Origin of the sequence: Actinomyces gaoshouyii, assembly GCF_002072175.1 — a bacterium.
GTDB lineage: Bacteria > Actinomycetota > Actinomycetes > Actinomycetales > Actinomycetaceae > Actinomyces > Actinomyces gaoshouyii.
Genome location: NZ_MVIV01000009.1, coordinates 1 through 14,446 on the forward strand (window position 1 = coordinate 1; position 14,446 = coordinate 14,446).

11 protein-coding genes are annotated in these 14,446 nt (G+C 71.3%); 8 read left to right on the forward strand and 3 right to left on the reverse strand.

Annotated elements, in window-relative coordinates; translation table 11 throughout:
- The coding region (gene sucB, locus B1H50_RS07915) for a 2-oxoglutarate dehydrogenase, E2 component, dihydrolipoamide succinyltransferase (RefSeq protein WP_143231776.1) at window positions 1-1,093 on the forward strand (1,093 nt) is incomplete at its 5' end.
- A gap of 97 nt (window positions 1,094-1,190) precedes the next feature.
- Here sucB and B1H50_RS07920 read toward each other — a convergent pair.
- Window positions 1,191-2,675 (reverse strand): protein kinase domain-containing protein, encoded by a 1,485-nt coding sequence (locus tag B1H50_RS07920; RefSeq protein ID WP_080463248.1) that lies wholly within the window; start codon window positions 2,673-2,675, stop codon window positions 1,191-1,193.
- A gap of 188 nt (window positions 2,676-2,863) precedes the next feature.
- Here B1H50_RS07920 and lipB point away from each other — a divergent pair, with 188 nt between their 5' ends.
- The 7 genes from lipB (at window position 2,864) to B1H50_RS07955 (ending at window position 10,004) form a co-directional block, all read left to right on the forward strand.
- A complete protein-coding gene (lipB, locus tag B1H50_RS07925; protein ID WP_080463249.1) occupies window positions 2,864-3,562 on the forward strand; it encodes a lipoyl(octanoyl) transferase LipB in 699 nt (232 codons plus the stop codon).
- Window positions 3,563-3,667: 105 nt separating this feature from the next.
- Entirely contained in the window at window positions 3,668-4,735 is a 1,068-nt protein-coding gene (gene lipA, locus B1H50_RS07930) for a lipoyl synthase (RefSeq protein ID WP_080463250.1), read from the forward strand.
- Window positions 4,736-4,841: 106 nt separating this feature from the next.
- Entirely contained in the window at window positions 4,842-5,564 is a 723-nt protein-coding gene (locus tag B1H50_RS07935; RefSeq protein ID WP_080463251.1) for a DUF4191 domain-containing protein, read from the forward strand.
- Window positions 5,565-5,724: 160 nt separating this feature from the next.
- On the forward strand, window positions 5,725-7,149 hold the full coding sequence (gene glnA / locus B1H50_RS07940) for a type I glutamate--ammonia ligase (protein WP_080463252.1): 1,425 nt from the start codon (window positions 5,725-5,727) through the stop codon (window positions 7,147-7,149).
- 127 nt (window positions 7,150-7,276) lie between these two features.
- Window positions 7,277-8,206: an ABC transporter substrate-binding protein gene (locus B1H50_RS07945; RefSeq protein WP_080463253.1), complete on the forward strand. Its 930-nt coding sequence runs from the start codon at window positions 7,277-7,279 to the stop codon at window positions 8,204-8,206.
- Between the two features lie 5 nt (window positions 8,207-8,211).
- The gene (locus B1H50_RS07950; protein ID WP_080463254.1) at window positions 8,212-9,195 is read left to right on the forward strand and encodes an amino acid ABC transporter permease; all 984 of its coding nucleotides are present in this window, start codon (window positions 8,212-8,214) and stop codon (window positions 9,193-9,195) included.
- Window positions 9,192-10,004: an amino acid ABC transporter ATP-binding protein gene (locus B1H50_RS07955; RefSeq protein ID WP_080463255.1), complete on the forward strand. Its 813-nt coding sequence runs from the start codon at window positions 9,192-9,194 to the stop codon at window positions 10,002-10,004. The genes B1H50_RS07950 and B1H50_RS07955 overlap by 4 nt, the downstream gene beginning before the upstream one ends.
- Before the next feature lie 196 nt (window positions 10,005-10,200).
- Here B1H50_RS07955 and B1H50_RS07960 read toward each other — a convergent pair whose 3' ends face one another.
- The gene (locus tag B1H50_RS07960; protein ID WP_080463256.1) at window positions 10,201-10,887 is read right to left on the reverse strand and encodes a histidine phosphatase family protein; all 687 of its coding nucleotides are present in this window, start codon (window positions 10,885-10,887) and stop codon (window positions 10,201-10,203) included.
- A gap of 90 nt (window positions 10,888-10,977) precedes the next feature.
- Entirely contained in the window at window positions 10,978-14,445 is a 3,468-nt protein-coding gene (locus tag B1H50_RS07965; protein ID WP_080463257.1) for a bifunctional [glutamine synthetase] adenylyltransferase/[glutamine synthetase]-adenylyl-L-tyrosine phosphorylase, read from the reverse strand.
- Window position 14,446 lies beyond the last annotated feature (1 nt).

The window sequence follows — 14,446 nt, forward strand, 5'->3', positions numbered from 1 at the left end:
GGCCGGCTCCGCCCCCGCCCCCGAAGCAACCCCGGCGCCCCAGGCGGCCGCCCCAGCGGCTCCCGCGCCGGCTACCCCGGCTCCCACCGGCGCACCCACCGGCGAGGCATCCGCACCGGCGACCCCGTCGGCCGCGGCCGTGGCCGCGGCGGGCTACGTCACCCCGATCGTGCGCAAGCTCGCTCGCGAGAAGGGCGTCGACCTGACCCAGGTGACCGGCACCGGTGTGGGAGGCCGTATCCGCAAGGAGGACGTGCTGACCGCTGCCAAGGCGGCCGAGGAGGCCGCGGCCAGGGCGGCCGCCGCCCAGTCGGCTCCCACTGCCGCGCCGGCCCCCGCCGCGGCGCCGTCGGCCGAGCCCGCCGCGGACACCGCGCTGCGCGGCAAGACCGAGAAGATGAGCCGCCTGCGCCAGGTCATCTCCGAGCGCATGATCGACTCGCTGCAGACCTCCGCCCAGCTGACCACGGTCGTCGAGGTGGACGTCACCCGCGTCGCCGCGCTGCGCGCCAAGGCGAAGGACGCGTTCCTGGCCGCTAACGGCACGAAGCTCACCTTCCTGCCCTTCTTCGTGCAGGCCGCCACCGAGGCCCTCAAGGCCCACCCGAAGGTGAACGCATCCATCAACGGCAAGGAGGTCACCTATCACGATGCCGAGCACGTCGGCATCGCCGTGGACACCCCGCGCGGCCTGCTCGTCCCCGTGGTCAAGAACGCCGGGGACCTCAATATCCCGGGCCTGGCCAAGCGCATCAACGACCTGGCCGCCCGCACCCGTGACAACAAGGTGAACCCGGACGAGCTCTCCGGCTCCACCTTCACCATCACCAATACCGGCTCCGGTGGTGCCCTGTTCGACACCCCGATCATCAACCAGCCCGAGGTCGCGATCCTGGGACTGGGCGCGATCGTCAAGCAGCCGCGCGTCATCAAGGACGCTGATGGCTACGAGGTTATTGCGATCCGTTCCGTGTGCTACCTGGCCCTGTCCTACGACCACCGCCTGGTGGACGGGGCCGACGCCGCGCGCTACCTCATGACCGTCAAGAAGCGCCTCGAGGACGGCGACTTCGCCGGCGAGCTCGGCCTGTGAGGCTCTGAGACCGCTTTGATCGCCTCTTCGGCGGGGGCGGGACCCGCACCACCGCGCGGGTCCGCCCCCGCCGGCGTTCCGCCGCGATCCCGCCGGGTCACCCGGCCTCCAGAACCTCGGCAACGCGCCACGGACCAGGAACGAGGACGAGGACCACTTCGCGAGCCTGCGGGGCGGGTGCCTCATGCGCGCCGTCGTCATCCGTCCAGGTGGTGGGCCCCTGATGCAGGGACACCCGGGCGCACCTGGCTCCCTCCCACTGCCGGTTAGGGCAGGAGGCGCCCGCCAACTCGCTCACGCCGGTCACCGAAGTCGTCAGTCCCGCCACCCGCTCGTCGCCGCCCAGAAGGGAGGCCAGCAGCTCGGTGTCGGCGCGCGCGGCGGGCGAGCCCTCGACGGAAGTCAGAGCGAGCGCTGCGGCATCGCCGGAGACCAGAGCGAAGTCCCGCGCCCTCACCAGACCGGTGACGATGTCCTCCAGGGACTCATCCCCCGCGCTCGCAGGCGCGGCCCCCGGGCCGGCGGAGGAGGCCGGGGCGGCACTGCCGGCATCATCGTCTCTCTCCGCCCAGGCCATGATCCCAGCGGCCCCCAGCGCGAGGACGGCTCCCCCAATGGCCAGAGCCGTGGCGAGCCGGCCGCGCGAGAGGCGCCCGACCTCGCCGGGGCCGAGGGACCTCCGCGACGGAACCACCCTAGTGGGGGTGCGCGCCGCCGAGCGCAGCGCCCCCGAGGCCAGGCGGGCGCCCTCGGGCAGGTCGATCGCCTCGGGCCATCCGAGCTGCGGGGCACGGGCGGCCAGGTCCCGCGCGGTGGGTCGCGCCCTCGCATCCTCCCGGAGGGCGTCGGCAAGCAGCGACGCGGCCTCCTCCCGCGAGGCGGAATCGGCCCCCTGGCACTCCAGGACGAGGGCGGCCAGGGAGTACACGTCGGACGACGGTGTCGCGGCCCCTCCCGCCAGTCGCTCCGGGGCGGCGGTGCCCTGCGTGCCCATCTCCATGATCCCGCCGAGCAGGTCGATGAGCACTGGAGCCCCTGAGGAGGCGATCATGACATTCGCCGCGGACACATCCCCATGGACCAGCCCCTCGTCGTGGAGGGCGGCCAGGGCCGAGCCCACTGCGTCGAGGAGCGCGGCGCTCTCCCCACTGCCCAGGCGACCCCGTGACCCGAGGACGACGGCGAGGTCGGCCCCATCGATGAGATCGGTGACGACGGCCAGTCGCCCTCCGGCCAGTGGCACGAGGGAGCGGATCCTCGCGATGCCGCTGTGCCGCAGGCTCCTCAGCGCCGCCAGGCGGCGCATGGCGCGCGTGCCCCGCTCCGGCCGCTCGATGACCCGCACGACAACGTCACGCCCCTCGCCGTCCACGCCCCGGATGGGGCAGCCGTCGGCCCGCCCGTTCCTCCCCAGCGCCTCGCCGAGGGAGATCCCCCTCTTGGCCAGGGCGCTCGACTCGGCGTCCGTGATCCCTCCCGGACCCCGCGAGGGGCCGCCGTCCTCGCTCCGGGCCCGCCGCCGCGGAGCCAGCAGCGACGCGCGACGCCGTGTCGGCGCGGTAGTGGGTGATGCAGTCCTCATGGCCCCATGGTCAGCGGCTGCGGAGCTCGGCGGAAGTAGCCTGGAGAATCTGTGGATAACTCATCGGATGTTGACGCCGACGGCCGTCCCAGCGACTCCTGGCCCATGGCCCGCACGCAGCCCCGCCGCTGCCCGTGGCCTACTGTGGGCCCGTGCAGCACATGACAGCCAGCGCCCCGGCGCTCCCCATGGACCGCCTGGACATTGATCTGGGCGAGCGCCTCGTCCCCTATGGCGAGGGGGCGCGCCTCCAGGACGCCGTCCACGCCGCCGTCGTCTCCGGGAGGCGGCGCTCGACGATCATCGCCCTGGAGCACGAGCCGGTGTACACGGTGGGGCGCCGCACGCATTCCTGGGAGCGCCCGAAGGGGGACATCGCGGGCCCGGATCGAGTGCCTGTGGTCGACGTCGACCGCGGGGGCAAGGTGACCTGGCACGGGCCGGGGCAACTGACCGTCTACCCGATCGTGCGCCTGGCCGAGCCCATCGACGTCATCAAGTACGTGCGCGCGCTGGAGGCCGCGGTCATGGATGTCTGCGCAGAGCTCGGGATCCCCTCGACGCGCATCGAGGGGCGCTCGGGCGTATGGGCACCGGGCCGCCCAGACGATCCCCGAGGGCCCTTCTTCCGGGCGGAGCGGAAAATCTGCGCTCTCGGCGTGCGCGTGGCGAGAGGCGTCACGAAGCACGGGATCGGGCTCAACGTCAGCCCGGATCTCGACGCCTTCGCCCTGGATCGGATCATCCCCTGCGGTATCGACGACGCCGGGGTCACCTCCATCGCCGCCGAGGTCGGCAGGCCGCCGGGCGCGCTCGCGGCGGGCGCGCTCGCCGACGGCGTCGTCGCCGCCCTCGAGGACCGTCTCGCCCCGCTGCGAGCAGATTGAGCGCGGAGACGCTGGCTGGAGAATCACATAGGCCCTCAGTCCCATAACGTCGCGTGGGGCAATACACTGTCAGGGCTCGCGCGAATGCACTCAGAAGGAGAGCACGTGGTAGACACGATCGCCCCCAAGGCCACATCCAGGGCAGGCACAGCCGTCGCCCCCGAGGGCCGCAGGCTGCTGCGCGTCGAGGCCCGCAACGCCGAGACGCCCATCGAGTCCAAACCCTCGTGGCTGCGCACCAGGGCCGTCGTCTCCGAAACATATGAGGATGTGCGCGGCCTGGTGCGCGAGAAGAACCTGCACACCGTGTGCGCCGAAGCGAACTGCCCCAATATCTACGAGTGCTGGAACGACCGCGAGGCGACCTTCCTCGTGGGCGGGGAGATCTGCACCCGTCGCTGCGACTTCTGCGACATCGCCACTGGCCGCCCCACGGAGTACGACGTCGACGAGCCCCGGCGCGTGGCGGCCTCCATCAAAGAGATGGAGCTGCGCTACGCCACGGTCACCGGCGTGGCCCGCGATGACCGGCCCGACGGCGGCGCCTGGCTCTACGCCGAGACCTGCCGGCAGATCCACGAGCTCTCCCCGACCACCGGCGTCGAGCTGCTCATCCCCGACTTCAAGGGGGACCCGGGCGCCCTCGCCGAGGTCTACTCCTCGCGCCCGGAGGTCCTGGGCCACAACGTGGAGACGGTCCCGCGTATCCACAAGCGCATCCGCCCCGCATTCTCTTACGAGCGCAGCCTGGACGTCATCCGCTCGGCCTCCGAGGCGGGCCTGGTGACCAAGTCGAACCTCATCCTGGGCATGGGCGAGACCCTCGAGGAGATCGAGGAGGCGATGGCGGCGCTCGTCGAGGCGCGCTGCGACATCTTGACGATCACGCAGTACCTGCGCCCCTCCAAGCTCCACCACCCCATCGACCGCTGGGTCAAGCCGCAGGAGTTCATCGAGCTGTCCTCGCTGGCAGAGGAGATGGGCTTCGCCGCTGTCATGAGCGGGCCGATGGTCCGCTCCTCCTACCGCGCCGGGATGCTGTGGGGCAGGGCCGTGGTCAAGCGCGGCTGGGAGGTGCCCGAGCACCTGCGCTCCCTCACCGAGCCGACGACCGCGCGCCAGGAGGCCAGCGCGCTCCTCGCCCCCTCCCCCGCTCTGGCCGCCGCCTCCTGAACCGGTCATCCGCCCCGCGCGGGCGCCGGGCCCCGGGGCCGCAAGACACGGCCGAGGATCGATTTACCACCGGGCCGCGCCTGCGGCGTCGTCTATCCTGTTCACCGTGAGCACAGCCCGAAGCACCCAGCCCAAGAAGAAGCGCCGCCTGGCCGCCTACGCCCAGAACCTCAAGGACGCCTACACCATCTCGCGGCGCACCTACCCGTGGATCGGTTGGGCGCTGATCGGCACCGCCGCCGCCTCGATCCTCCTGTCGATCGCGATCGCCCTGGGCACCGGGATGGCGGTCTGGTACTGGGTGATCCTCGGGATCATGCTCGCCTTCCTCCTCGACATGATCCTGCTGTCGTGGACGGTGCGCCGGGCCTCCTACTCCCAGATCGAGGGCGTCCCCGGCGCGGCCAAGGCCGTGCTCGACCAGGTCGGCAGGGGCTGGTATCTGGAGGAGCAGCCGGTCGCCATCAATCCCAAGACCCAGGACGTCATCTGGCGCCTGGTGGGCCGCCCTGGCATCGTGCTCGTCGTGGAGGGCCCCACGGGCCGCACGCAGCGACTGGTGACCGATGAGCGCAAGAAGATCAACCGCATCCTGTCCACGGTCCCCCTCCACGTCATCAACGTCGGCACCGATGAGGGCCAGGTCCGCCTCGGCGAGTTGTCGGCCGCGCTGCGCAAACTGCCCACCAAGCCGACCCGCCTGACGAACTCCGAGATCTCCCAGGTCTCCAAGCGCCTATCCTCCCTGGGGACCAAGGGCCTGCCGATCCCCAAGGGCATCGATCCATCCAAAGTCCGCCCGGACCGCCGGGCCCTGCGCGGCCGCTGAGCCGGGCGCGGCCGCGGCCCCAGAGCGCTGACGGCCAACGAGGGCGCCTCGGCCGAAACACCAGGGACACACGCGCGGCACCGCCGCGTCATCGCCGCGCGCCTAGGCTCATCACCTGCCGCACCCGCAGCGGAACCAACGATCGTCGAGGAGCAAACCCATGTTCAAGGACGCCGCCGAGGCACTGGAGTACATCGAGCGGGAAGGGGTCGAGCTCGTCGATGTGCGCTTCTGCGATCTTCCCGGCATCATGCAGCACTTCACGATCCCGGCGGCGGCGTTCAAGTCTGACGCCCTCACTGACGGCCTCATGTTCGACGGCTCCTCGATCCGCGGTTTCACCGCTATCCACGAGTCGGATATGAAGCTCATCCCCGATGTCACGACGGCGTTCCTCGATCCTTTCCGCGCGCGCAAGACCCTCATCATCAACTTCTCGATCGTCGACCCCTTCACCGACGAGGTCTTCTCACGCGATCCCCGCTCCATCGCCGCCAAGGCCGAGGACTACTTGCGCTCCACCGGCATCGCCGACACCTGCTTCATCGGCGCCGAGGCCGAGTTCTACCTCTTCGACTCCGTGCGCTTCGCCTCCACTCCCCAGGGCGCCTTCTACGCCGTCGACTCCGACGAGGCCTCCTGGAACTCCGGGCGCGAGGAGCCCGGCGGGAACCAGGGCTACAAGGTCGCCTTCCAGGGCGGCTACTTCCCGGTCTCCCCCACCGATCAGATGGCGGACCTGCGCGATGAGATGGTGCGGGTCTGCCTGGAGACGGGCCTGGACATCGAGCGCGCCCACCACGAGGTGGGCACCGGCGGCCAGCAGGAGATCAACTACCGCTTCGCCCCACTGCTGACCGCCGGCGACGACATGATGAAGTTCAAGTACGTCATCAAGAACGTCGCCTGGGGGGCGGGCAAGTCCGCCACCTTCATGCCCAAGCCGCTCTTCGGCGCGGCGGGATCGGGTATGCACTGCCACCACTCCCTGTGGAAGGACGGGCGCCCCCTGTTCTTCGACGAGCGCGGCTACGGCCAGCTCTCCGACGTCGCCCGCTGGTACATCGGCGGCATCCTCGCCCACGCCCCGAGCCTGCTGGCGTTCACCAACCCGTCGGTCAACTCCTACCACCGGCTCGTCCCCGGTTTCGAAGCGCCCGTCAACCTGGTCTACTCGGCGCGCAACCGCTCGGCGTGCATCCGCATCCCCGTCACCGGCTCCTCACCGAAGGCCAAGCGCGTGGAGTACCGGGTCCCGGACCCGTCGGCGAACCCCTATCTGTGCTTCTCCGCCGTCCTCATGGCCGGAATCGATGGCATCCGCAACCGGATCGAGCCGCGCGAGCCCATCGACAAGGACCTCTACGAGCTCGCCCCCGAGGAGTACTTCGACATCGAGAAGCTGCCCTGCACGCTCGACGCCGCCCTGGAGGCCCTGGAGGCCGACCACGACTACCTCACCGAGGGCGATGTCTTCACCCCCGATCTCATCGAGACCTGGATCGACTACAAGCGGTCCAACGAGATCGATCCGCTTCGGGCCCGCCCGAACCCCTACGAGTTCGAGTTGTACTACGACATGTGAAGCAGGCGGGGGCGGGCGTATGGGCGCCCGCCCCCGGCCGTGACACGCGCAATACTCACTCCATGCAATAGATATGCACCGGAGTGGATAGAGTGGGCCACGGTCATCTACCCCGAGGAGCCATCCCATGCGCACCACCCCCACCCGGGCCATCGCGGCCATCGCCGCAATCGGCCTGGCCGCCGGCCTGTCTGCCTGCACGAACGCCAACGACCTCGCCACCGGGTCCGCCAAGGCCAAGACCCGGGGCTACGACGTCTCCAGCATCACCAAGCAGGACGATATCGCCGCCCTCCTGCCCGCCGGGGCGCTCGGCGCCGACGGCAGGCTCGATATCGGCGCCGCCACGGACTACGCCCCCGCCGAGTTCCTGGACGCCGACGGCAAGCCGATCGGATACGACGCCGATCTCGCCCAGGCCCTTGGGAAGGTCCTCGGCGTCGACGCCACGATGCACTCCGCCTCCTTCGACTCGATCATCGCCAAGGTGGGCACCGAGTACGACGCGGGCATCTCCTCGTTCTCCATCACCAATGAGCGCATGCAGAACGTGGACATGATCCAGTACGTCCAGGTCGGCAGCCAGTTCAACGTGGTCAAGGGCAACCCCAAGGGCCTCGACGTCTCCGACCACCTCAACCTGTGCGGCAAGGTCGTGGGCGTCCAGACGGGCACGGCCCAGGCCGATGCCCTGGAGGCCGACTCCCAGGCCTGCGCGGCCGCGGGCCAGGACGCCATCGACATCCGCTCCTACGACAAGCAGGCTGAGACAACCTCCGCTCTCGTCGGCAACACCCTGGACGCCACCTACTCGGACTCCACGGTCGCCGGCTACGCCGTCGAGACCACGGACGGCGCCGTCGAGACCATCGGGGAGGTGGAGAACGCCGCGCCCCAGGGCGTGGTCCTGCAGAAGAACTCCCAGACCTGTGCCGCGATCCAGGCCGCGCTCCAGTACCTCATGGATGAGGGCATCCTCGCGGATATCCTCGAGAGTTGGGGCGTCGAGGACGCGGCTCTCTCGAGTGCCACCCTCAACCCAGCCGTATCGGAGTGACCCATATGACGGCCGCAGAGAACAACGCCCTGACCAGTTCCGAGAGCGACGCCGTCGTCCTCAACCACCCGCGCCCGGTGCTCCGGCCGGGGACGTGGATCAGCGCCGCGGTCGTCGTGGTCCTCGGCTCGATGCTCGCGCACTCGCTGGTCACCAACGAGAGTTTCCGCTGGGACCGTGTCTGGTTCTTCTTCCGGGAGGTCCACGTCATCCGCGCCGTCGGGTGGACGATCCTCCTGACGTTCCTGGCCATGCTCATCGGCATCACCCTCGCGGTGACGACGGCGATCATGCGTCAGTCCACCAACCCGGTGCTGCGTGGCGTCGCCGTAGCCTACCTGTGGTTCTTCCGCGGCACGCCGATCTACACCCAGCTGGTCTTCTGGGGTGCTCTGTCCGCCCTATACCAGCACCTGAGCCTCGGCGTCCCCTTCGGCCCCGAGTTGCTCACCTTCCAGACGAATGCCGTGTTCACCCCCTTCGTGGCCGCAGTGCTGGGCCTGGGCATCAACGAGGGCGCGTACCTGTCTGAGATCGTGCGCTCCGGGCTGGGCAGCGTGGACCCGGGCCAGGCCGAGGCCGCCGGCGCCCTGGGGATGAGCAAGGGCCAGATCCTGCGCCGGATCATCCTGCCTCAGGCGATGCGGGTGATCGTGCCGCCCACGGGCAATGAGACGATCTCGATGCTCAAGACGACGTCCCTGGTCCTCGCGGTGCCCTTCACTCTGGACCTGACCTTCGTAACGAACTCCTACGCCTCGCGCACCTACCAGACGATCCCGCTGCTCATCGTGGCAGCGCTGTGGTACATCATCATCACTTCGATCCTCATGGTGGGCCAGCACTACCTGGAGCGCTACTACGGGCGCGGCTTCGATTCCTCGCGCCCGGGGGCCGGTGGCAAGCGACGCCGCCTGTCGGCGCGCCAGCAGGCCATCCTCGACGCCCACACCACCAAGGCCGATCCCTTCATGGAGGTCACCCCGTGAGCCAGTCACCCCCCCAGCAGGCCGCCCCGGCGACGGAGCCCAAGGTCCGCGTCTCCGGTCTCCACAAGTTCTTCGACGAGCTCCACGTGCTGCGCGGCGTCGACCTCACCGTCCCGGCGGGCACCGTCACGGTGCTCGTGGGGCCTTCGGGCTCAGGCAAGTCCACACTGCTGCGCTGCATCAACGAGTTGGAGTCCATCGATGCCGGGCGCGTGTGGGTCGATGGCGAGCTCATCGGCATGCGGGAGGCCCCCGGCCGCGACGGCAAGCCCGTACTGCACTCCTTGTCGGACAAGCAGCGGGCGGCACAGCGCGCCAAGATCGGCATGGTTTTCCAACGGTTCAACCTGTTCCCCCATATGACGGCGATCCAGAACGTCATGGAGGCGCCCGTCCACGTCAAGAAGACTCCCAAGGAGCAGGCCCGCAAGCGGGCCGCCGAGCTGCTTGAGCGCGTGGGCCTCGCCGAGCGGATGGATCACTACCCCTCACAGCTCTCCGGCGGTCAGCAGCAGCGCGTCGCCATAGCCCGGGCGCTCGCCATGGATCCCGAGCTCATGCTCTTCGACGAGCCCACCTCCGCGCTCGACCCCGAGCTCGTCGGTGAGGTCCTGGCCGTCATGAAGGACCTGGCCCGGGACGGGATGACGATGGTGGTCGTCACTCACGAGATGGGCTTCGCCCGCGAGGTCGGCGATCAACTGCTGTTCATGGACGGTGGCGTAGTCGTGGAGCGGGGGGTGCCCGCCGAGGTCCTCGACCGCCCCACCAACGAGCGCACCCGGGCATTTCTGTCCTCCGTGTTGTAGCGGGCTCCCCGAGCGCGGAGCACTCCCGGCCGTTGCGCCCTCGGACCGCGGAAACGATCTCAGCCCCCAAATACCGTCTCGGCCCGGTGTTGCGCCCTCATTCTCGCAGTTTGAGGGCGCAACACCGGGCCGAGACGGTAAGACGGGGACGAGGGCGCAACAGCGGGCCCATGGCGCCCGGTCCCCCACCCGCGCGTCACGCGGAGCCGGTGCCGCCCCTCCACGCACCGTCATTCCAGTCGAGGAGGCACCAGCCGGCATCGGGATCGCCCTCGGCCACCGCGATGCCGGTGTTGCGCAGCGGGTGCTCCGCGACCCACAGCGGATCGGCGCCGCTTCCCGGCGCTGCGCGCAGCGCGGCCCACAGGCGCAGCACCGTGCCGTGGGAGACGAGCAGCGCCGCTCCCCCGCCCCGCTCATCCTGCCCGCCCTCGGGGGCCTCATGGGCCGAGTGCTCCGCAATGGCACGCACAGCGCCGTCGAAGCGCGCAATCGTGTCGAGGCCGTCCTCCAGGGAGCCCGGGATGCGCGCGCCCAGCCTGCCCGCCATCCATGCGCGTGTCGTATCCACATAGCAGGCCACCGACCGCTCATCCGTGGCCATCTCCAGATCACCCGCGAGGGCTTCGCGCAGCCCCGGCAGGATCGTTGCCCGCAGCCCCGTGGCCCGCTCGACCGGTTCCATAGTCTGGCGCGCCCGCAGGATCGGGGAGACCCATAGTGAGGAGAGACCCGCCAGGAGCCCCGCGTCCTCCAGTCTTCCCGGGATAGTGGCGGCCTGCTCGCGTCCGTTCTCGTCGAGGGGCTGGCCGGGGAAAGCCGTATCGAGGGCCTGCATGACATTGGCGATGGTGCGCCCGTGGCGCACGAGGATGAGTTTCACGGCCTTATCCTGCCAGCGCCGGTGCTCACCGAGACCGCCTCCGAGTCATCCTGAGCCCCTTCAGGCCATCCCGGGCGTGCCGAGGGCCGCTCAGGACCACGGGTACGGCCCGGCATTGCGGCGGGGGACGCGCCACCGCGGGCAGGTCGAGCGGGACGACGATGCCCTCTCGGGAGTCACGGTCTGACCTGCTCGGCCGACCTGACCCGACAGCGTCGCGCCCGCCGGGCCGGGGGCGGTGGGCCGCGCGAGCGCCGATCCCCGTCGGCTCGGCTGGCCCTGCTGCTCCAGCTGATCCGGCAGCCCTGGTCCCCCTCCGGCCGAGCGCAGCACGCGTTCGACAACGGCGCGAGCGTGGCGGGCACTGCGCCGGTAGAGGTCCTCCAGGTCCCGCTCGCTGCCGCTGGCGAGCCCCAGGAGCCTGCCGACCAGCCGGATGCCCCGCTCGTCGGAGGGCAGGATGTCCACCCGCGCGCCGGAGTCGCGGCCCACGCCGAGCACCGTGGCGGCCCGGATGCGGGTGGCCAGGATCCAGGCGCTCATGAGAACGCCGGCGTCATCGACTGGTAGCAGCTCGGCCTCGGCGGCCGCCATGAGCGCCTCGAGGGTGGAGGTTGTGCGCAGGGCACGAACCTCGTGGGCGTGGGCGAGCTGGAGGACCTGCGCCACCCATTCGACGTCGGAAAGACCCCCGGGGCCGAGCTTGAGGTGCCGGGCGGGGTCGGCGCCCCGCGGCAGGCGCTCGGCCTCCATGCGGGCCTTGAGCCTGCGGATCTGGCGCAACTCCTCCTCCCCCAGACCATCGACGGACCATCGCAGGGGGGCGACGAGGGCCAGGAACTCCTCGCCCAGCGCCGTATCCCCCGCGCAGGCCCTAGCCCGCAACAGCGCCTGGCGCTCCCACACCGCCGACCACGAGCCGTAGTACTCGGCGGCTGAGGCCAACGACCGGCTGAGCGCGCCCTGGCGCCCCTCGGGCCTCAGGCCCGCGTCGATCGCGAGCGGGTGCGGGCCTGAGACGAGCAGGCGCATCGTGGCACGGGCCACCTCGTCGGCCTCGCGGGCGGCAGCGCGCTCATCAGCCCCGGGACGCGGGGCGTGGAGGAAGATGACATCGGCGTCCGAGGCGTAGGTGGTCTCCTCCCCTCCGAGCCGCCCCATGGCGATGACGGAGTGCCGGGCCAGCGAGGCGGTCTGGCCGCCACTCCCGCCGTCCCCCTCCTGCTGTCCGCGCTGGGCGACGACGAGCCTGATCGCGGCCCGCAGGGCGCCATCGATGACGGCATCCGTGGTGCTGGTCAGGATGCGGGCTGTGCGGGCCGGGTTGACGCCGTCGAGGGAGTCGGCCAGGGCCGCCCGCAGCAGCTCGCGGGTGCGCACGCCCAGGATCCTGCGCACGGCCTCGGCGCTGCGCGCCTCCGCCTGGGCGGGCGTGGCCCCCTCGAGGCCGCGACGGGCGAGGATCCTGGTGATCTCCTCGCGCAACTGCTCGCCGCTGCGCGGGGCGAGCTCGGCATCGTCGTCCAGCCAGGCGACGGCCTCCGGACGCTCGGCGAGGCGGTCCGTGGTCCATCGGGCCCCGGAGACCACCTGGCACAGACGCTGGGCGGCCACGGGCGAGTCCCGCAGCAGTGCCAGGTACCAGTGGGAGGTGCCGATGTCGTCGGAGAGGCGCCGGAAGCCGAGCAGCCCGTTGTCCGGGTCCGGGCCCTCGCCGATCCACCCGATGATGACCGGCAGGAGCTGGCGCTGGATAGCGGCGCGGCGGCTGATGCCCTCGGTGAGGGCCTGGATGTGCCGCAGAGCGCCGTCGGGGTCGAGGTAGCCGACGGCGGCCAGCCGGTCCCGGGCGGCCTGCGGGCTGAGCCGCATCTCGTCAGCGGACAGGGCCGCGGCGGCGCCCAGAAGGGGCCGGTAGTAGATCTCCTCGTGGAGGGCGCGCACCTGCCGGCGACGGGCCCGGAAGGCGGTGCGGAGGTCGCCGGGCTCGGGGATGCCGATCCCCCGGCCGATGCGGCGCAGATCGGCGTCGCGCTCGGGCAGGTCGTGGGTGCGGCGCAGCCGGTGCAGCTGGGCGCGGTGCTCCAGGAGGCGCAGCTCCCGGTAGCCCTCGTCGAGCGCGAGGGCGTCATCGCGGCCCACGTACCCGCCCACGGACAGCGCCGCCAGCGCGTCGAGCGTGGAGCGCACCCGCAGCTCGGCGTCGGCGCGCCCGTGGACGAGTTGGAGGAGTTGGACGGTGAACTCAACGTCCCGCAGGCCACCGGGGCCGAGCTTGATGCGCCTGTCCTCCCCCAACCGCTGGGACTCGTACTCCACCCGGCGGCGCATGGCACGGGCGTCGTCGACGAAATGGGGCCGCGAGCTCGCCGACCAGATGAAGGGGGCAATGGCCTCCTCGTAGGCGCGGCCGAGCACCGGGTCCCCCGCGGCGGCTCGCGCCTTGAGGAGCGCCTGGAACTCCCAGGAGGAGGCCCAGCGCTCGTAGTAGGCCACGTGCGAGGCGAGGGTGCGCACGAGGGCGCCATCCTTCCCCTCGGGGCGCAGCCCTGTGTCCAGGGGCCACAAGGAGGGCTCGCTCCCAGAGGCGGAGGTGGCACGGTGCAGGTGACCAGCGATCTCGGTACCCAGGCGCACGAGCTCGGCCTCGCCGGGCTCCTCGGCGGTCCCGGCGACGGCGGCGGCGGGTCCGACGACATGAATGACATCGACGTCGGAGATGTAGTTGAGCTCGCGCCCGCCGGCCTTGCCCATGGCGATGACGGCGAAGGCGACCCTGCGCGCATCCGCCCCCACACCCGCGCGGGCGATGAGGAGGGCGGCCTCGAGGGCGGCGTCGGCCAGGTCGGCCATCGCGGCACCGACGACGCCCACGTGGGCGGCGGGGGCGGTTGAGACGAGGTCGTCGGCGGCGATCGCGAGCAGCCGATCGTAGTAGGCGCGGCGCATCGCAGCGGTGGCCGCTTCGATCGCCGCGGGATCGGCGGGGCCGGCCGAGGCGAGGGGATCGGCTCCCGCGTGAGCGGCGAGGGCCTCGCGCGCGGCATCGACGAGGAGGAGGGAGGCGTCGGGACGGCCGGGCGCGTTCCAGGCGCGCTCGGGACTCAGGGCGTCGAGGTGATCGGGGTGGGAGACGAGGAAATCGCCGAGCGCCTGGGACGACCCGAGGACCGCGAGCAGCCGATCGGCGTGGGCCCGGGAACCCCCACCCGCCCCTTCCCGGACGGGCTCGCCGACGACGGCGCGCAGGGCCGCGATGAGGCCGTTGGCGGCGGTCGGGTCGTCCTCCTGGGCAAGCACCGCGGCCAGGCGCAGGAGCGAGAGCAGGGCCAGATCGGGGTCAGCGGTGTCGCCCAGGGCGTCGATGAGACGGCCCCTCGCCTCGGCGGCTTCCCCACTCGCGCGGCTGATGAGCTCCGCGAGCGCCCGGTCCTCCAGGGCCCGCAGGGCGCGGTCGGGTTCGGCGAAGCCGGCGCCGAGAAGCCTGCGGCGCGGGCTGGGCGATGGCAGTCCCATGAGCGGGGTCATGCCGCCGGCGCGCCGACTCTCGCTGGCCATG

Bases quoted from the DNA above. Each gene is read 5' to 3' on its own strand.
- B1H50_RS07920 (WP_080463248.1), bottom strand. From the start codon at position 2,675: ATGAGGACTGCATCACCCACTACCGCGCCGACACGGCGTCGCGCGTCG.
- lipB (WP_080463249.1), top strand. From the start codon at position 2,864: ATGGACCGCCTGGACATTGATCTGGGCGAGCGCCTCGTCCCCTATGGC.
- glnA (WP_080463252.1), top strand. From the start codon at position 5,725: ATGTTCAAGGACGCCGCCGAGGCACTGGAGTACATCGAGCGGGAAGGG.
- B1H50_RS07945 (WP_080463253.1), top strand. From the start codon at position 7,277: ATGCGCACCACCCCCACCCGGGCCATCGCGGCCATCGCCGCAATCGGC.
- B1H50_RS07950 (WP_080463254.1), top strand. From the start codon at position 8,212: ATGACGGCCGCAGAGAACAACGCCCTGACCAGTTCCGAGAGCGACGCC.
- B1H50_RS07965 (WP_080463257.1), bottom strand. From the start codon at position 14,445: ATGGCCAGCGAGAGTCGGCGCGCCGGCGGCATGACCCCGCTCATGGGA.